18 protein-coding genes are annotated in these 18,868 nt (G+C 69.4%); 10 read left to right on the forward strand and 8 right to left on the reverse strand.

Features of this window, described 5'->3' with window-relative positions; all coding sequences use genetic code 11:
- Positions 1-152: 152 nt before the first annotated feature.
- Together ACWEH3_RS23240 and ACWEH3_RS23245 are read right to left on the reverse strand one after the other, a co-directional pair.
- The gene (locus ACWEH3_RS23240; protein WP_450021058.1) at positions 153-803 is read right to left on the reverse strand and encodes a DUF1003 domain-containing protein; all 651 of its coding nucleotides are present in this window, start codon (positions 801-803) and stop codon (positions 153-155) included.
- A 37-nt stretch (positions 804-840) separates the two neighbouring features.
- Complete coding sequence (locus ACWEH3_RS23245; RefSeq protein ID WP_450021060.1) at positions 841-2,121, reverse strand: magnesium transporter MgtE N-terminal domain-containing protein; 1,281 nt, start codon at positions 2,119-2,121, stop codon at positions 841-843.
- A 63-nt stretch (positions 2,122-2,184) separates the two neighbouring features.
- Here ACWEH3_RS23245 and ACWEH3_RS23250 point away from each other — a divergent pair, with 63 nt between their 5' ends.
- The 3 genes from ACWEH3_RS23250 to ACWEH3_RS23260 are packed head-to-tail and all read left to right on the forward strand — an operon-like array spanning position 2,185 to position 4,230.
- Positions 2,185-3,141, forward strand: a complete 957-nt coding sequence (locus ACWEH3_RS23250) for an HpcH/HpaI aldolase/citrate lyase family protein (protein WP_450021062.1) — start codon at positions 2,185-2,187, stop codon at positions 3,139-3,141.
- Positions 3,142-3,153: 12 nt separating this feature from the next.
- Positions 3,154-3,645 (forward strand): general stress protein, encoded by a 492-nt coding sequence (locus ACWEH3_RS23255; protein ID WP_039800517.1) that lies wholly within the window; start codon positions 3,154-3,156, stop codon positions 3,643-3,645.
- A gap of 3 nt (positions 3,646-3,648) precedes the next feature.
- Entirely contained in the window at positions 3,649-4,230 is a 582-nt protein-coding gene (locus tag ACWEH3_RS23260) for a suppressor of fused domain protein (protein ID WP_450021065.1), read from the forward strand.
- A 12-nt stretch (positions 4,231-4,242) separates the two neighbouring features.
- On the opposite strand, the gene ACWEH3_RS23265 is transcribed toward ACWEH3_RS23260, so the two are convergent.
- On the reverse strand, positions 4,243-5,334 hold the full coding sequence (locus tag ACWEH3_RS23265) for a magnesium and cobalt transport protein CorA (protein ID WP_450021157.1): 1,092 nt from the start codon (positions 5,332-5,334) through the stop codon (positions 4,243-4,245).
- A 75-nt stretch (positions 5,335-5,409) separates the two neighbouring features.
- Between ACWEH3_RS23265 and ACWEH3_RS23270 the strand changes: the two genes are divergently transcribed.
- From ACWEH3_RS23270 to ACWEH3_RS23285, 4 genes are all read left to right on the forward strand, one after another.
- Positions 5,410-6,264: a PHP domain-containing protein gene (locus tag ACWEH3_RS23270; protein ID WP_450021067.1), complete on the forward strand. Its 855-nt coding sequence runs from the start codon at positions 5,410-5,412 to the stop codon at positions 6,262-6,264.
- Positions 6,261-6,527: a hypothetical protein gene (locus tag ACWEH3_RS23275; protein WP_450021069.1), complete on the forward strand. Its 267-nt coding sequence runs from the start codon at positions 6,261-6,263 to the stop codon at positions 6,525-6,527. Before ACWEH3_RS23270 ends, ACWEH3_RS23275 begins: the two co-directional genes overlap by 4 nt.
- Positions 6,528-6,578: 51 nt before the next feature.
- Positions 6,579-8,120 (forward strand): FAD-dependent oxidoreductase, encoded by a 1,542-nt coding sequence (locus ACWEH3_RS23280; RefSeq protein ID WP_450021071.1) that lies wholly within the window; start codon positions 6,579-6,581, stop codon positions 8,118-8,120.
- A 506-nt stretch (positions 8,121-8,626) separates the two neighbouring features.
- Positions 8,627-9,823: an NAD(P)-dependent malic enzyme gene (locus ACWEH3_RS23285; RefSeq protein ID WP_450021073.1), complete on the forward strand. Its 1,197-nt coding sequence runs from the start codon at positions 8,627-8,629 to the stop codon at positions 9,821-9,823.
- Positions 9,824-9,878: 55 nt separating this feature from the next.
- On the opposite strand, the gene ACWEH3_RS23290 is transcribed toward ACWEH3_RS23285, so the two are convergent.
- Genes ACWEH3_RS23290 through ACWEH3_RS23305 form a run of 4 tightly spaced genes read right to left on the reverse strand, consistent with a single transcriptional unit; the run spans position 9,879 to position 13,308 of the window.
- Positions 9,879-10,547 carry an ABC transporter permease gene (locus ACWEH3_RS23290; protein WP_450021075.1) on the reverse strand — a complete coding sequence of 223 codons (669 nt, stop codon included), beginning with the start codon at positions 10,545-10,547 and terminating at the stop codon, positions 9,879-9,881.
- Positions 10,544-11,212 (reverse strand): ABC transporter permease, encoded by a 669-nt coding sequence (locus ACWEH3_RS23295; protein ID WP_450021077.1) that lies wholly within the window; start codon positions 11,210-11,212, stop codon positions 10,544-10,546. The genes ACWEH3_RS23290 and ACWEH3_RS23295 overlap by 4 nt, the downstream gene beginning before the upstream one ends.
- A 49-nt stretch (positions 11,213-11,261) precedes the next feature.
- The gene (locus ACWEH3_RS23300; protein WP_450021079.1) at positions 11,262-12,410 is read right to left on the reverse strand and encodes an ABC transporter ATP-binding protein; all 1,149 of its coding nucleotides are present in this window, start codon (positions 12,408-12,410) and stop codon (positions 11,262-11,264) included.
- Positions 12,411-12,423: 13 nt separating this feature from the next.
- On the reverse strand, positions 12,424-13,308 hold the full coding sequence (locus tag ACWEH3_RS23305; protein ID WP_450021159.1) for an ABC transporter substrate-binding protein: 885 nt from the start codon (positions 13,306-13,308) through the stop codon (positions 12,424-12,426).
- Positions 13,309-13,550: 242 nt separating this feature from the next.
- On the opposite strand from ACWEH3_RS23305, the gene ACWEH3_RS23310 reads away from it, so the two are divergent.
- The 3 genes from ACWEH3_RS23310 (at position 13,551) to ACWEH3_RS23320 (ending at position 17,085) form a co-directional block, all read left to right on the forward strand.
- Complete coding sequence (locus ACWEH3_RS23310; RefSeq protein ID WP_450021081.1) at positions 13,551-14,441, forward strand: glycine betaine ABC transporter substrate-binding protein; 891 nt, start codon at positions 13,551-13,553, stop codon at positions 14,439-14,441.
- A gap of 451 nt (positions 14,442-14,892) precedes the next feature.
- Positions 14,893-15,591, forward strand: a complete 699-nt coding sequence (locus tag ACWEH3_RS23315; RefSeq protein ID WP_450021083.1) for a PadR family transcriptional regulator — start codon at positions 14,893-14,895, stop codon at positions 15,589-15,591.
- 12 nt (positions 15,592-15,603) lie between these two features.
- Positions 15,604-17,085: a DHA2 family efflux MFS transporter permease subunit gene (locus ACWEH3_RS23320; protein ID WP_450021085.1), complete on the forward strand. Its 1,482-nt coding sequence runs from the start codon at positions 15,604-15,606 to the stop codon at positions 17,083-17,085.
- Positions 17,086-17,190: 105 nt separating this feature from the next.
- Here ACWEH3_RS23320 and ACWEH3_RS23325 read toward each other — a convergent pair whose 3' ends face one another.
- A complete protein-coding gene (locus tag ACWEH3_RS23325; protein ID WP_450021087.1) occupies positions 17,191-18,816 on the reverse strand; it encodes a molybdopterin-dependent oxidoreductase in 1,626 nt (541 codons plus the stop codon).
- Between the last annotated feature and the right edge of the window lie 52 nt (positions 18,817-18,868).

The raw sequence follows: 18,868 nt of genomic DNA on the forward strand, positions 1-18,868 counted from the left end.
CCCGAACCACTCACCACCACACCAGCAACAACCAAAGCCGAGACCGTTATCGGAGCAGATACACGCATTCGGCCACACCCAATCCTCGACGTCGTGGGAGCGGCCGTCCGGGACATCCCCTGCCCAGGCCGCTCTGGACAACGTTGTCCAGGTTACCCACCAGTCAGGTCCTTATTCGGTATTTCCGGTTGATCACTGGTTACGGACGGTGAAACCGATGCCGGAGCGGGCTTTCGGCCGAAGCTTTTCTTGCGGCCGCCCTTTCCGGCGCTGTCCGTCCGGCTCTCCGGATCGGGGGATTCCGCGGACTCCATGCGGTCCAGAATTTCTTTCAGCTCTTCCAATTCCCGGCGCAGGTAATCGCGCGTGGCCACTTCGCCGACCGCGATGCGCAGCGATGCGAGTTCCCGGGCCAGGAACTCGGTGTCCGCCTTGGTCTGAGCGGCCCGCGCCCGGTCCTCCTCCAGGGCGACCCGGTCCCGGTTGTCCTGCCTGTTCTGCGCCAACAGGATCAGCGGCGCCGCGTAGGCGGCCTGCGTGGAGAACGCCAGGTTCAGCAGGATGAACGGGTACGGGTCCCAGCGCAGCGCGACCACGAAGATGTTCACCAGGATCCAGACCACCACCACGATCGTCTGGACCGCTAAATACCGACCGGTCCCCAGGAATCGCGCCACCCGCTCGCTGCTGCGGGCCAAAGCCTCGGCGTCCCACTCCAATCGGAACCGGCTTTCCACTGGCGTCTCCAGCCGTTGGCGGGCCCTGCTGTGACCGAGCCGCACGCCCGGGTCGTTCTCGCTCACGGTGTGTCCTTTCGGGCGTCCGCGGGGTCGTGCGGGCTCACGCTCCGCCCCGTTCGTCGGTCTCTTCCTGGTCGCGCCAGTCCTCGGGCAGCAGGTGGTCGAGGACGTCGTCGACGCTGACCGCGCCGAGCAGGTGGTTCTCCTCGTCCACCACCGGTCCGCAGACCAGGTTGTAGGTCGCGAAGTACCGGGTCACCGCGGCCAGGGGCAGTTCGGGGCGCAGCGTCGACAGATCGGTGTCGAGGATCCCGCCCACCAGGTGGGCGGGTGGTTCGCGCAGCAACTGCTGGATGTGCACCGAACCGAGGTAGCGGCCGGTCGGCGTAGCGGTGGGCGGACGGACCACGAACACCATGGAGGCCAGCGCGGGAGTGAGGTCCGGGTTGCGCACCCGCGCCAGAGCTTCGGCCACCGTCGTGGACGGGGTGAGAATGACCGGCTTGGGCGTCATCAGGCCGCCCGCGCTGTAAGGGGAGTGCTCGAGCAGCCTGCGCACCGGTTCGGACTCCTGCGGGTCCATCAAGGCGAGCAGCGATTCGGCCTCGCCCTCGGGCAGTTCGCCCAGCAGGTCGGCGGCGTCGTCGGGGTCCATCGCCTCCAGCACGTCGGCGGCCCGGCGCACCTCCAGGTGGCTGAGCAGCTCGACCTGCTCGTCGTCGGGCAGTTCCTGCACCACGTCGGCCAGACGTTCGTCGTCCAGCGCGACGGCCACCTCGATCCGCCGTTTCTCCGGGAGCTCGCGCAGTTGCTGAGCCACGTCGGCCGCGCGCATGCCCTCGAACCGTTCGAGCAGTTGCGTCACGTCCTGTCCCGGCCTGCCGATCTCGTGGGGCGTCAGGCCGGACACCCTGGTCCAGTCCACCACGTGCACCGTGCGCCTGCGGCCCAGCCTGCGGTGACCGCGCACGGCCACCCTGCTGACCTGCCAGTCCCTGGAACGGGCCTGTTCGATGCCGAGATCGGCCACGTGGACGTCCACGCCGGCCAGGTCGGGCAGGTCCGGGTCGTCGACCCGCACCACCGAGTCGACGATCTGCGCCAACGCGAGCATCTCGCCCGGCCGCTGGGTGAAACGGCGCAGGCTGACCGTTCCGGTGTTCAGTGTGACCACGCCGGGCTCGATCGCGGTGATCCGCAGGATCGGCACGAAAATGCGCCGCCGGGTGGGCAGTTCGACGACCAGGCCGTGCACGCGGGGCTGCTGGCGGTCGGACCGGACGGCCACGACGACGTCACGAATCCGGCCGATAGACTCCCCGTCCGGTCCCAGTACCGCCAAACCGGCCAGCCTGGCGACGTACACCCTGGTAGCTGCCATGCTGCCAAGGCTAGATGTTCGCGGGCGGGTGTTCGCATCCCGCCACGATCGACGGGAGTGATCATGAAGCCACGCCGTTCGGTGCTCGCGTGCCCGGGCAGCAACCCGAAGATGATCGAGAAGGCCAAGACCTTGCCCGTCGACGAGGTGTTCCTCGATCTGGAGGACGCGGTCGCGCCGGTCGCGAAGGCCGAGGCGCGGGCGAACATCGTCGCGGCGCTGAACGACTCCGGGTGGGGAACGCAACTCCGGGTGGTCCGGGTGAATGACTGGACCACCGAATGGACCTACGCCGACGTCATTTCCGTGGTCGAGGGCGCGGGCGCGCGGCTGGACGCGATCCTGCTGCCCAAGGTGACCGACGCGGGCCAGGTGCGCGCGCTGGACCTGCTGCTGACCCAGCTGGAGAAGACCTGCGGCCTGGACGTCGGACGGATCGGCCTCGAGCCGCAGATCGAGAACGCCGTGGGACTGCGCAACATCGACGCGATCGCCACCGCGAGTCCCCGGGTGCAGACCCTGGTCTTCGGCCCGGCGGACTTCATGGCCAGCATCAACATGCGCACGCTGGTGGTCGGCGAACAGCCGGAGGGCTACGACACCGGCGACGCCTACCACCACATCCTGATGACCATCCTGCTCGCCGCCCGCGCCCACGGCCTCCAGGCGATCGACGGCCCGTACCTGCAGATCCGGGATGTGGATGGCTTCCGCCGAGCCGCCGCGCGCACGGCCGCGCTCGGGTTCGACGGCAAGTGGGTGCTGCACCCCGGTCAGATCGAGGCGGCCAACGAGATCTTCAGCCCGCGGCAATCGGACTACGACCGCGCCGAGGAGATCCTGGACGCCTATGCCTTCCACACCTCGGCGGCGGGCGGCGCCCGCGGCGCGGTGATGCTCGGCGACGAGATGATCGACGAGGCCAGCGCCAAGATGGCCCAGGTGATCGCGGAAAAGGGCCGCGCCGCCGGAATGACGCGCACCACGCGTTTCACACCACCGCGGGATGCGTCGGAATAGCAGAATGGAACTATGACGAATCCCTTGGGGAACTCGAGCCGTGCGCGGCAGGCCCTCCCGACGCCTCCGTCGGGCTGGCCGGTCGGCTCCTACCCGACCTACGCCGAGGCGCAGAAGGCGGTCGACTATCTGGCCGACAACCAGTTCCCGGTGCAGGATGTGACCATCGTCGGTGTCGACTTGATGCAGGTCGAGCGGGTTCTCTACCGGCTGACCTGGGGCAAGGTGATCGGCGGCGGCGTGGTGTCGGGCGCCTGGCTCGGCCTGTTCCTCGGTCTGCTGCTGAGCCTGTTCACCACCAGCGGCGCGCTGGGCCCGCTGATCGTCGGCTTGGTCGGCGGCATCATCTTCGGCCTGATCTCGACCTCGATCCCGTACGCGGCGACCAGGGGGCAGCGCGACTTCGCGTCCACCATGCAATTGGTGGCGGGCCGCTACGACGTGCTGTGCGATCCGAAGTCGGCCGAGCAGGCACGGGACATGCTCGCGCGGCTGGCGATCTGACGCATGGAAGTGCTGGAGACGGTCCGCACCGAGGTGCTGGGCCATTTCGGCGTGGACGCCGCGAACGTCGACGCCGCGTCGGTCACTTTTCTGGGCTTGGAGCCGATCGAGATCCTGCGCATCGTCGAGGACGATCTGGTGCACTACGTGACGTTGGGCGGCAGCAGGCATCCCATGGGCGATCCGACCGCCGTGCACGCCGACCCGGTGCGCGGCCCGCGCGCGGAACTCGTGCTGACGTTGCGGTCCGGTGTGGGCGCCAGCTCGGGCCTGGCCAAGTCGCTCGGCGTGCTCGCCGCGGCGCCGGTCGTGGAAGGTGTTGTGCTGCAAGCGGACGCGCTGCTGGATCTGGGTGAACCGATGTGGCGCGACGCGCCGTTCACCGCGGTTCTGCTCGGTGACAGCGACATTCCCGCGGTGCCGCTGCCGGACCCGGCCGAGCCGGTGCGGTACTTCGCGGTGACGCCGGTGACCGCGACGGAGGCGGCATGGGTCCGGGTGCGGGGCGCGCAGGCGTTGCGGGAGGCCTGGCAGGAGGCGGGCATCGATGTGCGCGACCCGAGGCGCGGCGCCGCCAGCTTGTGATGCCTCGCCCGGCTACAGCCACTTGTTGCGGCGGAAGGTGAAGAACAAGCCGGTGCAGATGGCGAGGATGAGCACCCACACCATCGGATAGCCCCAGACCTGGTGCAGTTCGGGCATGTGGTCGAAGTTCATCCCGTAGATGCCCGCGATCATCGTCGGCACGGCCGCGATCGCCACCCAGGCCGATATCTTGCGCATGTCCGTGTTCTGTTGCACGCCGATCCGGGCGAGCGCGGCGCTGATCAGCGCGCTGAGCGCCTCGTCGAAGTCGTTGATCCGCTCGGCCACGGCGGCGTGATGCTCGGCGACATCGCGCAGATAGCGCCGGACCTCCTTCGGCACCGGCAGATCCGGCTTGCGACTGAGCTGTTCCAGCGGCGCGGCCAGCGGATTCACCGCGCGCCGCAGCTCGACCACCTCGCGCTTGAGCTGGTAGATGGATTCCACCGTGACCTTGCTGCGCGGGGTGAAGATCTCCTCTTCCATCTCGTCGATGTCGTTCTCGACCGACTGGGCCACTTCGATGTAGGAGTCCACGATCCGGTCGGCGATCGCGTGCAGCACCGCGCCCGGTCCGAGGGCCAGCTGTTCGGAGTCCTCCTCCAGCGCCTTACGTACCTCGGCCAGGCCGGAATGCTCACCGTGGCGGACGGCGACCACGAAGTCGGGCCCGGTGAACACGACGATCTCGCCGGTCTCCACGATCTCGCTGACGCTGTTCATCTCGTGTGGCACATAGCTGACCGTGCGCAACACCAACAGCAGCGAATCGTCGTAGCGCTCCAGCTTCGGCCGCTGGTGCCGCTGCAGGGCATCTTCCGTCGCCAACTGGTGCAGCCGGAACGTCTCGGCGATGTCGGCCATCTGCGTCTCGTCGGGATCGTGCAGGCCCACCCAGACGAATCCGTTCGGCTGCTCGCGGGCCCGCGCGAGTGCGGCCTTGTGGGTGAACCGCCCGGGCAGACGCTTGCCGTCCACGTACACGGCGCAGTCGACGATCGCCTGCGCCGTCGGAACCGGGATGAACCGCTGCTCGGACTGCGACGGCGTCCGGCCGGATCCACGAAGCGAGGAAAGCGGAGAAAAGGACGGCACGCTGACGATGCTACGTCGCCGCAGGCCGGCGGAACGTCGCCTGCGCGTGCGGAGGGACGGCGCAGCACTGTAAGACTTGAAGGCGTGCGCATCGACCTGCATACCCATTCGACCGCGTCCGACGGCACCGATACTCCGGCGGAACTCGTACGGAACGCGGCCGCCGCGGGCCTGGACGTCGTCGCGATCACCGATCACGACACCACGGCCGGATGGGCGGAAGCGGCCGACGCGCTGCCGAAGGGGCTGACGCTGGTCCGCGGCATGGAGATGTCCTGCGTCGGCCTGGGGGAGGATGGCTGGCCGGTGCCCGTACATTTGCTGGCCTACCTGTTCGACCCGACCCATCGCGGCTTCGCCGAGGAACGCGAGCGGCTGCGCGCCGAACGGGTGGAACGGCTGCGCGCCATGGCCGAGCGGATGGCGGCCGACGGACTGCCGATCGATCCTGACGCCGTGCTGGCCTCGGCGGGGGCGTCGGCCGGGCGCCCGCATCTGGCCCGGGCGCTGGTCGCCGCGGGCGTGGTGCCCAGCGTGGACGCGGCGTTCGACGAATTGCTCGCCCCGCACGGTCCCTACTACGCCGAGAAGGCCGACACCCCGCTGCGTCGCGCGGTGCAGATGATCGCCACCGCGGGCGGAGTCAGCGTGCTGGCGCACACCAGGGCGCGCAAGCGGGGCAGGCTGCTCGCCGTCGACGACATCCGGGAGCTGGCCGCGCTCGGGCTCGGCGGCCTGGAGATCGCACACCCGGACCACTCCGCGGCCGACCGCGAGCTGCTCACCGATCTCGCCGCGGAACTCGGCCTGCTCACCACCGGTTCATCGGACTATCACGGCACCAACAAGACCATCCGGCTCGGCGAGTTCACCACCGAAGCAACGCAATTCGAGAAGCTGGTGGGCAAGGCCTCCGGCGTGCCGGTGATCGCCGCGTGAGATTCGTGCGCGGCCTCAGCGGCGTCGTCGCCGGTGGCGTCGTGGTGGGCATGCTGGTCGTGGTCGGCGCCGCGGTCATCGCGCAGCGGCGCGGCTTCCCCGGTCCCGGCGCCGAATCGGTCGCCTGGCATGTGGCGGCCGCGGTGGTCGCCCTGGTGGCGCAGATATATTCGGACCGGCATCGTGGTTCGGCCGCCTTTGCCGGTTCGATGATCGTTTTTCTGGCTGCTGGACTATTGCTGTGGACGCAATGGTGGAGCTGACTCCCGAGTTTTGGTTGCGGGCCGATGAATTGTGCCCGAACATTTTTCTTTATGACCGAACTCGAGACGGATGTACTGGTACTCGGCGGTGGTCCCGCCGGTACCTGGGCGGCCGTCTCGGCCGCCGCGGCGGGCGCCACCGTGGTGCTCGTCGACAAGGCGCGCTGCGGGTCGAGCGGGCCGACGGCGTACGGCGCGATCTCGCTGTGGCACCTTCCGCCCGGCCCGGCGCGGGACGAGGCGGTCCGGCGCGGGCACGCGCACGGCGGCGCGCTGGGTGATCCGGAGTGGATGCACCGCGTGCTCGAGGAAAGTCATCAGCGGGTCGAGCAATTGGCCCGCTGGGGCTATCACATCGCCAGTGACCCCGCGGGTCCGGCCAGGCGGCGCAGCTATCTCGACGGCGCCCGCTACCTGCGGCGAATGCGCCGCGCGGTGCGGGAAGCGGGGGTCCGGGTACTCGATCATCACCCGGCGTTGCAACTGCTGGTCGACCGCGACGGCGTAGTGCGCGGCGCCACCGGACTGCGCCCCCATGACGGGTTCGGGCGCTGGACCGTGCGCGCCGGTGCGGTCGTGGCGGCCACCGGTGGCTGCGCGTTCCTGTCCGGGGCGGCGGGCACCGACGTGGACACCGGCGACGGTCTGTTGTTCGCCGTGGAAGCGGGCGCCGAGCTGTCCGGGATGGAATTCTCCTGCGCCTATAGCCTGATTCCGCCAGGGAAGGCCGAGCCGACCGCGCTGCGGAATCTCGCCTTGCGGTTCGCCCCGCTCTACGACGAATCCGGCGTCGAGCTGCCCGGGCATCGCTCGGCGGCGCTCGCGGCCATCGCCGATGGTCAGCGGGTTTTCGCCGCCCTGGACGACGTACCGGTCGCCCTCCGGTCCCGGCTGGCGCGCCACGGCTTCGTCGACCGTGCCGAACGGGTGCCGCTGCGCGCCGTGCTGGAGGGCACCGTGCGCGGCACCGGCGGACTGCGCGTCACAGGACCGGAGTGCGCGACCACCGTCGCGGGCCTGTTCGCCGCGGGCGACGTGGTCAGTCGTGAGCCGCTCACCGGCGCGGTGAGCGGATTCGGCGGACTGAGCGCGGCGTGGGCGATCGCCTCCGGCGTCTGGGCAGGCGCGGGCGCGGCGAAATTCGCCCGGACGACGGACCGGCGTGCCCCGGCGCGCGAGGTGCCCGGAGCCGGGCTCAATGCCCTGGCGCGGATCGATCCGAGGGCGGTGGTCGGCCTGGTCCAAGAGCACACTCTGCCGTTGCGGCGCAGCTACTGGCGCAGCGCGGGCAGCCTGCGCGACAGCATCGGCGAACTCGACGGCATGTGGCCCGGGGCGGAATTCGACCTCGGCGGCAGCGGCGCCGACCTGCTGCGGGCCCGGCAGGCCGCCGCGCTGCTCGCGGTGGCGCGCTGGACCAAATACAGCGCGCTGACGCGCACGGAGAGCCGCGGCATGCACCGCAGGACCGATCATCCCGGCGCGTCCGACACCTGGCGGACGCGGCTGATGTCCGGTGGCGTGCGCAGCGTGTGGGTGCGCCCGGACGCGCCGAGGGCGATGCCGGAGCAGCCCCGCGATATCGTCGCTTGACAGTGCGCCGCCGGACGGTGCTCGGCCCGCTCGGACTCACACCGCCGCCGCCCCGAGCGGTGCGATCGCTCACCGCGTGCGCCTGCTGAACGGGGAGTTTCCGCTTACCTGAGGGTAATTCCCGCCCCCTAACGTTGGGTGATGGAGCGCGACACGGCCCAGGGGGTAACCGGTTTGGCAACTTGCCTACCGGACTGGCAGAATGTGTCGGATTCCTTGCCTCCGCCACCGCCGGGTGAGGGAATCACGGAGGTCTCCGCCTCGCCGACGTACCGTCGCGACCCGCGAGATCACACCGCACGTTCTGTCCGGGCGCACCCGCTCGGTTCTGCTTCGCGGATCAGTGCCGCGCCCGCCATCGAGAACTCGGCAAGTCGCGTCCGCCGCTGGCAGCCGGCTCGAAACGCACCGGTCAGCGCACCCGATGAGCGTCGTGAAACCCCTTATACCCATTACCCGGTGGTAACCGTCCCCCGATTTAGCCAGACCCGAGCAGGAGTGAAATCGTGTCACCTGTGACTGATGCACCGAATTCCACGGCAAGCTTGTCCGAAATCACAAACGACGAAATTTTCGCCGGACATCTCGGCGGCAAGCTCTCGGTCGAACTCAGTGCGCCCCTGGAGACCCAGCGCGATCTGTCGATCGCCTACACCCCGGGCGTCGCCCAGGTCAGCCGCGCGATCGCGGAGGACGAGGCTCTGGCCAAGCGCTACACCTGGACCGATCGGCTCGTGGTCGTGGTGAGCGACGGCACCGCCGTGCTCGGCCTCGGTGACATCGGCCCGCGCGCCTCGCTTCCGGTGATGGAGGGCAAGGCGGCGCTGTTCAAGAAGTTCGCCGGGCTGGATTCGATCCCGATCGTGTTGGACACCAAGGACGTCGACGCGATCGTCGAGACGCTGATCCGCTTGCGGCCGAGCTTCGGCGCGGTGAACCTGGAGGACATCTCCGCGCCGCGCTGCTTCGAGATCGAGAGGCGCGTCATCGAGGCGCTCGACTGCCCGGTGATGCACGACGACCAGCACGGCACCGCCATCGTGGTGCTCGCCGCGCTCAACGGCGCTGCCAAGGTGCAGGGCCGCGGCATCGAGGGCCTGAAGGTCGTGGTGTCCGGTGCGGGCGCCGCCGGTGTCGCGTGCACGGACATCCTGCTGGCCGCCGGGGTCCGCGACGTGACCGTGCTCGATTCGAAGGGCATCGTCGGTGCCGACCGCGGCGACCTCAACGAGGTGAAGGCCGAGCTGGCCACCCGCACCAACCCGCGCGGCCTCACCGGCGGCGCGGCGGAGGCGCTGGCGGGCGCCGACGTGTTCCTCGGCCTGTCGGCCGGTCTGATCGCCGAGGAGCTCATCGCGTCGATGGCGCCGGAGGCGATCGTGTTCGCCATGTCCAACCCGGACCCGGAGATCCACCCCGAGGTGGCCCGCAAGTACGCCGCGATCGTGGCCACCGGCCGCAGCGATTTCCCGAACCAGATCAACAATGTGCTCGCGTTCCCCGGCGTCTTCAAGGGCGCGCTGGACGCGGGCGCCCGGCGGATCACCGAGGGCATGAAGATCGCCGCTGCCGACGCCATCCTCAGCGTCGTCGCCGACGAACTCGGCCCGGACAAGATCGTGCCGAGCCCGCTGGACCCGCGGGTCGCTCCGGCCGTCGCCGAAGCGGTCGCCGCCGCCGCCCGCGCCGAGGGCGTCGCGTAACGCCGTCGCACGCCGGCACAAGGGCGCCCGATTCGACCGCGAATGGGCGCCCTTGTCAGCGCCGCAACCGGCCGGTTCCCGGTGCGCTGGCCCATACCGCGAAGGCCAGCAGCCCGTCCAGCAGCATCGCCAGCACCGCCACCAGTAGCGCGCCGACCAGCACGCGGTCGTAGCGGTAGAGGCTGATGCCGTCGAAGATGTAGCGGCCCAAGCCGCCGAGGTTGACGTAGGCGGCGATCGTCGCGGTGGCCACCACCTGGAGGGTCGCGCCGCGCAGCCCGGTGAGCAGGATGGGCAGCGCGTTGGGCACCTCGACTCGGAACAGGATCTGCCGTTCGGTCATGCCCATGGCGCGCGAGGCGTCCACGACGTCGGCGGGAACGTTCGCGATTCCCGCGTACGCGCCCGCGAGCAGCGGGGGGATGCCGACCGTGACGAGTGCCAGCAGCGGCGGTATCAAGCCGAGGCCGAGCAGCAGCACCAGGAAGGTCAACAGGCCCAGGGTGGGCAGCGCGCGCATGGCGTTGGCGAAGCCGACCAGCACCGCCGACCCACGCCGGGTGTGGCCGATGCTCAGGCCGAGCGGTACGGCGATCCCCGCGGACACGGCGACGGTCAGGAAGCTGTACCAGAGGTGCTGGACGATGCGGCTCCCGATGCCCGACGGACCGCTCCAGTTGGCGCCGTCGGTGAAGTAGTGCCAGGCGTCGAGGAAAAGGTTCATGCCGCAGTGCCTTTCGCCCTGACGGTCCTGGCGTCGGCGCGCACCCAGGGCGTCGACCAGCGGCCCAGCGCGTATACCACCCGGTCGGCGACCAGCGCGAGCGCGAGCGTCACGATGATGCCCGCCATGATCTCGTCCGGATAATCGCGCTGGTAGCCCTGGGTGAACAGTTTGCCGAGCCCGCCGACGCCGATCAGCGCGCCGACCGACACCATCGCGATATTGGTCACCACCACGACCCGCAGACTGGATACGAAGACCGGCACGGCAAGTGGCATATCCACGGTGAGCGTGCGGCGCAGCGGGCCGTGGCCCACCGCGTCGGCCGCGTCGAGCACCGTGGCGGGCACCGAGTCCAGGGCCGCCGGGACCGCGATCACCAGCAGCGCCGTGGAATAGATGGTGAGCGCGATGATCACGTTCAGCGGATCGATCGCCGAGATGCCGACGAGCGGAGGGATGATCACGAACAGCGCCAGCGACGGAACGGTGTAGGCCAGGCTCGCGGCGGTCACCGTGACCCGGCGCAGCCACGCCGCTCGCCGCACCAGCGCGCCGACCGGGACCGCGATCACCAGGCCCAGCAGCAGTGGCACCAGGGCGAGATAGAGGTGGGTCGCGGTGATTCCCATGATCTCCGAGAAGTTCTCGATGAGGTATCTCATGCCGCTCTCCGGATTCCGGCGCGCACGACGCCGTCTCGCTCACGTGCGTTCACGGCACTTGTTCTTCGAAGAAGTGCCGGTTGCGTTCGGCGTCTTCGTTGGCGCGCTGCCCGGCCAACTGCTCGAGCACCTCGGTGGCCAGCACTCCGCCGCGTACCGCGCCGGCGCCGTCGACGGCGACACCGATTCCGGATGGCGAGGAGATCGCGGCGTCCAGCGCTTGGCGCAGATCGCCGGACGGGGTGAACAGCGAACCGCCCGCCGACATGCTGTCCGATAGTGCGCGGCCCGCGCGGAATCCCTCGACACCGGTGACGTCCATCCAGCCCACCGGCTTGCGGTCGGCGTCGACCACCAGCACCCACTCGCCCGCGTCGAGTCGCAGTTCGCGCACCTCGTCCGGGACAGCCGTCCGGATCTCGTGCAGCGGAATCTCATTCGCGGACCGGAAGGACAATCCGCGGTAACCGCGGTCGCGGCCGACGAAGTCGGCGACGAAATCGGTGGCGGGCTGGGCGAGCACGCGTTGCGGCGCGTCGTACTGCTGGAGCACTCCGCCGCGTCCGAACACCGCCACGCGATCGCCGAGAGTGATCGCCTCATCGATGTCGTGCGTGACGAACACGATGGTCTTGTGCAATTCCGCCTGCAACCTTTGCATTTCGACCTGCAATTCGGCGCGCACCACCGGGTCGACGGCGCTGAACGGCTCATCCATCAGCAGGACCGGCGGGTCGGCGGCCAGCGCGCGGGCCACGCCAACGCGCTGCTGCTGACCACCCGACAACTGCGCCGGATACCGCTGCGCCAGCGAACGATCCAAGCCGACCCGGTCGAGTACCTCGAGCGCCGCGGCACGGGCGGCCCGGCGCGAGTCACCGCGCAGGACCGGAACGGTCGCGACATTGTCGACGACCGTCCGGTGCGGCAGCAGTCCGCCGCTCTGGATGACGTACCCGATCCCGAGGCGCAGCCGGACCGGATCGACGGTCGAAACATCCTGCCCGGCGATGGTGATCGTCCCAGAGCTGGGCACGATCATGCGGTTGATCATTCGCATCGAGGTCGTCTTACCGCAGCCGGAAGGTCCGACGAACACGGTGAACGACCCGGACTCGATGTGCAGATCCAGGTCGGTGACGGCGTGAGTGCCGTCCGGATAGGTCTTGCTGATACCGGAGAATTCGATATCGGACACCGAATCTCCCTCCCTAGCCGACCGGCTTGTTCAGCCCCTTGGCGGCGACCCAGGCCGCGGCGGCGGCCTTCGGCTCGGTCTTGCCGGTGCCGGAGACCGCCTCGTTGAGCTTGATCAGTTCGGCGGTGGTCAGCTGCGCGGATACCGCGTTCAGCGCCGCGAGCGCCTTGTCCGACTTCTTGCTCGCGTTGAGCAGCGGCACCACGTTCTGCGCGGGGAAGTTGTGCTTCGGGTCGTTCAGCACCACGAGGTCGTTCTGCGGGATGGCGGGCGAGGTGGTGAAGATATCGGCCGCGGTCACCTGGCCATCGACCAGCGCCCGAACCGTTGCGGGACCCCCGCCGTCGGCGATCGGCACGAAATTGCTCGCCGCGACATCCAGGTTGTAGTTCTTCTTCAGGCCGGGCAGACCGCCCGCACGCTCCTGGAACTCGGCGGGTGCGCCGAATTTCACCTCGGCCGAGTGCGCGGCCAGGTCGGCGATCGTGCTCAGGTTCCAGCGCTGGGCGGTGGCGCGGGTGACGACGACGGCGTCCGAGTCCTCGCCGGGCGCGGGCGTGCCGATCGCGAGATCGGAACCGAGCGCCTTACCGAGCGCGCTGTTCACGTCGGCCGCGCTGGTGGCGGTGGCGTTCTTGTCCAGGTACTGCAGCAGATTGCCGGTGTACTCGGGGACCACCGAAATGGCGCACTTCCGCAAGGCGGGAAGGTAAGCTTCCCGGCTGCCGATGCCCAGCTTGGTATCTACGCTGAAGCCGTTCGCGCGCAACACTTCCGCGTACACCTCGGCGATGGTCTCGGACTCGGGGAAGTTCGCCGAACCGACGGTCAATCCGTCTCCCGAACAGCTGCCGCCGGTGGCGAGTGGATCGGAATCGCCACAAGCCGACAGGGCCATCGCGACGGCGAGGGCGGTCGCGGCGGCGAGGATACGGGCGCCGCGCAATGCGACGTGCGCGGCGGGGTGCCGGTGCGCGGCGGCACCGGGGGTGCGGGTGGATTTCACGAGAGTCCTTCCGACATGACGGCGGGCGCGGTCTCGGCACCGAGCGGCCGCCGGTACATTCTGGGTGTCCATACTGCCCGCTTCCGGGTTTTTCTGTTGGCCGTGTCGAGTCGTCGGAGAGTTGGTGTCGCCGGATGGTGTTGGCCGCGTCACAGCGGGTGCTGGCTCGGTTGCTGGTCGTCGCTTCCGTCGCGCTGGTCGTGTCCTGCGGGAACGACGAGCCGCGGCCGTCGATCACGGTCGGCGCGGGCGACTCGATCGAGTCCTCCGTGCTCGCCGAAATCTATGCGGGCGCGCTGGCGCGTACCGGTGTGCGGACCGCGGTGGACCCGAGGCTGGGCAGCCGCGCGGACTACCTCGCCGCGCTCGATGCGGACCGGGTCCAGGTGGTCGGCGAGCATTCTGGCGCGTTGCTGAGCTATTTCGATGAACACTCGACGGAGCGATTGCCGAAACAGGTAGCGGACGCGGTGAGCGCTGGCCTTCCCGAAGGTCTGGTCGTCTCCGATCTCGCCGATGGCACCGATCTGCGCCCCCGGGTATTGCTCGCCGCCCAAGCGGCGGCACAGGACAAGGTGCGTTCGGTGCGTGATCTCGCTCCCCGCTGCGGTGGGCTGACCGTCGGCGTGGCGGCCACGCCTGGCCTGCTGCCGCCCGCCGGGAGCGATCGCGTCGCCGGGTGCGACTTCGCCGCCACCGTGGCCTTCCCGGATCCGGCCGCGCTGCGGAAAGCGCTGTTGGAGGGTCGGGTTCAGGCCGGCCTGCTCAGCGGTCCCGCCGAACTGGCGCCCGGCGCGACCGACGGATTGGCCGTGCTGTCCGATGACGAGTACGCCGTGCGAGCCGAGAACGTGCTGCCGCTTTTCCGCAAAGGACTGCTCGACCAGCGGCAGATCAAGAAACTCGACTACGTCGCGGGCGAACTGGCGACCGACGAGTTGGCGGCCATGATCCGGAATGTGCGGGACGACGGCGCCGCACCGAGTGACGTCGCGCGCGCCTGGCTGGACAAGCACTCCTTGTAAGCGTGACCCGTACGGCGTTTGCCATCGTCTGCCGGGACTGCCGAGTCGTAAACTCGCGTCCTTTGCTGTCGGGAATCGAGCGATAGATGTCGCCTCCGACACTGCCGCCGGTTGCGAGCCGCGGCATAGGCAGCAACGGCGCTGGAGAGGGTCGCCGACGTCGTCGGCCTTCGGCGGGAGCCGAAATCGAGAGGCCATCGAGAAGTCACATCTCGATGGCCTCTCGTCGTGTACGGGCCGGGAGATCGGGAACGCGATACGCGAGGCTGTGAACTGTGGGGGTCATCACGGGTCGCGGTGTCTTGTCCGCAGGCTGTTCCGCGCCGTATATTCCACGTGGAATATTTAGCGTGGAGCATGTCGGGTCCGGACGATAGCGTGCTGGGCGGCGGCAGGCTCGCAGCGTCGGCGGCCGAAGGCCGAGACGACCGAGTGACGGAGGTGAACAAGCATGGGGCAAGGGCAGGCGCATCCGTCGGTGACGCCGTTGGCCATCGCCGTGCTCGCGCTGCTGGAGGAGCGGCCCATGCATCCGTACGAGATGTTCCAGACCCTGATCGCCCGGCGGGAGGACAAGCTGGTCAAGGTGCGGCCGGGCTCGCTGTACCACACCGTGTCCCGCCTGGCCGACCAAGAATTGGTGCACGCGGAGGGCGTCGACCGGGCGGGCAACCGGCCCGAACGCACCACCTACCGGATCACCGGGCGCGGCAGGGAGGCGTTGCGCAACCGGATCGCCGAGATCGTGCGGCGACCCGTTCCAGAGTATCCGATCTTCCCGGTGGCGCTGGGCGAGTTGCACAATCTGCCGAAGACGGAGGCGCTCACGCTGCTGCGCGAACGAATCGGCGTGCTGGAGACCGAACTGGCCGATGCCGACATGCTGAGCGCCTGGGCCGAGGAGCACGTCGTTCCCCGCCGCTACTGGATCTCCCTGCCGTATCTGCGGGCGATCCTCGCCGCCGAACTCACCTGGGTCAAGGAGTTCACCGCCGAATTGGCCGGCGGCGCACTCGAGTGGGAGGACTTCGACCCCGTGACCGGCGAACGCTCCGCGGCCGAACCGGCCGCCGACACCGCGGTGTCGCTGCCGGTGCCGCCCGGCGCTGTGGCGACCGCCGACCCGAGATTTTCGGATCATCCGAGTTAGGAAACGAAACAGATGTCCACACAACGCAATCCGTGGCTGGCGCTGGTCGCGCTGGTCGTCGGCTTCTTCATGATCCTGCTGGACATGACGATCGTGGCGGTCGCCAATCCCGCGATCATGACCAGCTTGCACGCCGACATCTCCCAGGTGATCTGGGTGACCAGCGCCTACCTGCTCACCTACGCGGTGCCGCTGCTGGTCACCGGACGGCTGGGTGATCGATTCGGCCCCAAGAACATCTATCTCATCGGCTTGGCGGTGTTCACCGCCGCGTCGCTGTGGTGCGGTCTGTCCGGCACCATCGGCATGCTGATCGCGGCACGCGCCGCCCAGGGCATCGGCGCCGCGCTGATGACGCCGCAGACCATGGCCGTGATCACCAGGACCTTCCCGCCCGACCGGCGCGGCGCCGCCATGGGCCTGTGGGGTGGCGTCGCGGGCCTGGCGACGCTGGTGGGCCCGATCCTCGGCGGTGTGCTGGTGGACGGTCTCGGCTGGGAGTGGATCTTCATCGTGAACGTCCCGGTCGGCGTCGTCGCCTTCGCGTTGGCCGTCTGGCTGGTGCCGGCGCTGCCGACGCACGAGCACAAATTCGACATCCCCGGCGTGCTGCTCAGCGGCGTCGGCATGTTCCTGCTGGTGTTCGGCATCCAGGAGGGCAACACCTACGATTGGTCGTTGCGCATTTGGCTGCTGATCGGCGCGGGCTTGGTGGTGCTCGCGGTGTTCCTGGTCAACCAGGCCAGGAACAAGGGCGAGCCGTTGCTGCCCCTGAGCCTGTTCCGTGATCGCAACTTCGCGCTGTCCAACGCCGCGATCGCCGCGATGGGTGCGGCGGTGACCTCCCTGATGGTGCCGACGTACTTCTACCTGCAAGCCGTGCGGGAGCTGTCGCCGACCAAGTCCGCGCTGGTCTTCGCGCCCATGGCGATCGTGACCGGTTTCTCCGCCCCGCTGGTCGGCAAGTTCGCCGACAAGCTGCACCCGCGGATCGTGCCCACCATCGGCTTCGGCTTGTTCGCGCTGTCGGTGTTCTGCTTCGCGGCGCTGATGAAGCCGGACTCGTCGCTGGTCTGGTTCCTGGTGGCCGCGGCGCTGGCCGGTTTCGCCAACGCCTGCATCTGGGCTCCGCTGGCATCCACCGCCACCCACAATTTGCCGGTCCAGCTGGCCGGCGCGGGCGCCGGTGTCTACAACACCACCCGCCAGGTGGGCTCGGTGCTCGGCAGCGCGGCGATCAGCGCGCTGGTGGCGGCCAGGATGACGGCGAACGGCCTGGGCGGCGGCCCGGTCGCCGAAGGAGGCGCGGGCCGGGGCCCGCTCCCTGAGTTCGTCAAGGATGCCTTCAGCACCGCCCTCGGCCAGTCCGCGCTGCTCCCCGCGGCCGTCCTGCTGATCGGCGTCGCCGCCTCGGTACTGTTCATCCGCCACGGCGAGTCCACCCCGCCGCGGCTCGAGAAAGAACGGGTCGAGGCCGACGCCGTAGCGAGCTGACCGCCGAAATCCCATGCCCCGCAGAAGAGAATCCTTCTGCGGGGCATGTTTCGTCAGCGGGCCTGCACGCCCTACTGCTTGTCACTACGCGACCAGCCGAAAGGGTCAACCCACACTGACTGTGACCGAGGGGTAGCCGGTGGCGCCGTCGGGGATGACGTCGCGGCGTTCGGCTGTTTGGGTTTCACCGGTGCCGTCGGTGGCGCGGGCGCGGAGGGTGTGCGGGCCGGAGGTGGCGTCCCAGTCGAAGACCCACTGGCGCCAGGTGTCGATGGACTGCTCTTCGGAGAGGCGGGCCTGCTGCCAGGGGCCGTTGTCGATTTGCACTTCCACGGCGCGGATGCCGCGATGTTGTGCCCACGCGACTCCGGCGACGGGGATGCGGCCCGGCTGGAGGCGGCCGCGGGCACGGGGAGTGTCGATGCGGGTGCCGGTCTTGATCGGGCCCAGCGCCGACCAGCCGCGGCGGGTCCAGTACGCGGTGGCGCGGTCGAAGCGGGTGACTTCCAGTTCGGTCACCCATTTGGTGGCCGAGACGTAGCCGTAGAGACCGGGCACGACCAGCCGGGCTGGATACCCGTGCCGCACCGGCAGCGGTTCGCCGTTCATGCCGACCGCGAGCAGCGCGTCGCGTCCGTCGGTGAGCACCGCCAGCGGCGTGCCCGCGGTCCAGCCGTCGGCGCTGTGCGAGAGGACCATGTCCGCGTCGGGGTGCGGTCCCGCCTCGGCGAGCAGCTGATCCACGCGGTAACCGAGCCAGCGCGCGTTGCCGATCAGGTCGCCGCCCACCGGATTCGACACGCAGGCCAGCGTGACCAGGTGTTCCTCCACCGGGCGAAGCGCCAGATCCGCCCAGGTGAGCCGGATCTCGCGGTCGACCATGCCGTGGATCCGCAGCGACCAGCCGTCCTTGGACACCTGCGGCACGATCAGCGCGGTGTCGATCCGGTAGAAATCGTCGTTCGCGGTCAGGTACGGCGTCAGCCCCGGGACACGAAGGTCCACGCCGGGCGCGACCGGCTCGGCGGGCGCCGACGGCTCCGGCAACCGCACGGCGGCTCGCTCGCCGGAAACGTCGCTGCGGCGGGCGCCGAGCACCCGTCCGCCGATTCCGGTCACCGCGGCCAGCCCACCGGCCACGAGCAGCCCCCGCAAGACTTGCCTGCGCTCCGAAGTCCCGGTGGCGGGTGAGGCCTCGGTGTGCTCGGTGTGATCTCCGTCGGCAGAAGCCGAACCTTCGGACAAGGTTCGCGCAGGGGCGGCCGACGATGCCGTTCCCGCGTGCCTCGCACCGGACGACTTGTCGACCGCCGCGTCGATGCGACGGGTCAGCGCTCGCAGCGAGTAGATGCCGACGGCGACGCCGACGACGGTCGGCAACGCGGCGGTGAGACCGGTGCGCGCCACCGCGACCCATGCGGTGATCACTCCGAACACGACGAACAACCACGACCCGGCGGCACGGGTGGTCCGCTCGATCGCTCCGGCCACGCCGGCGACCAGGACGGCGATCACGCTCATGATCAGGTACAGCGCGGCCTTGTCGTTGGTGCCGAAGGTGGTGATGGCCCATTCCCGCACACCGTCGGGCGTATGGTCGACCACGGCCGAACCGAGAAGGTGCAGCGGCGCGCTGTCGGGGCCGAGGAAGGCCGCGAGCAATTCGGCGACACCCAGCGTGAGGCCCGCCGAGACGATCCCGGCCACCACACGCAGTCGCAGATCGGCCATGGCATCGAGACTACTGCCGGTCGGCCGCCGACCCGGCTCGGTCCGGCATCCG

Source organism: Nocardia sp. NPDC004718, assembly GCF_053601535.1.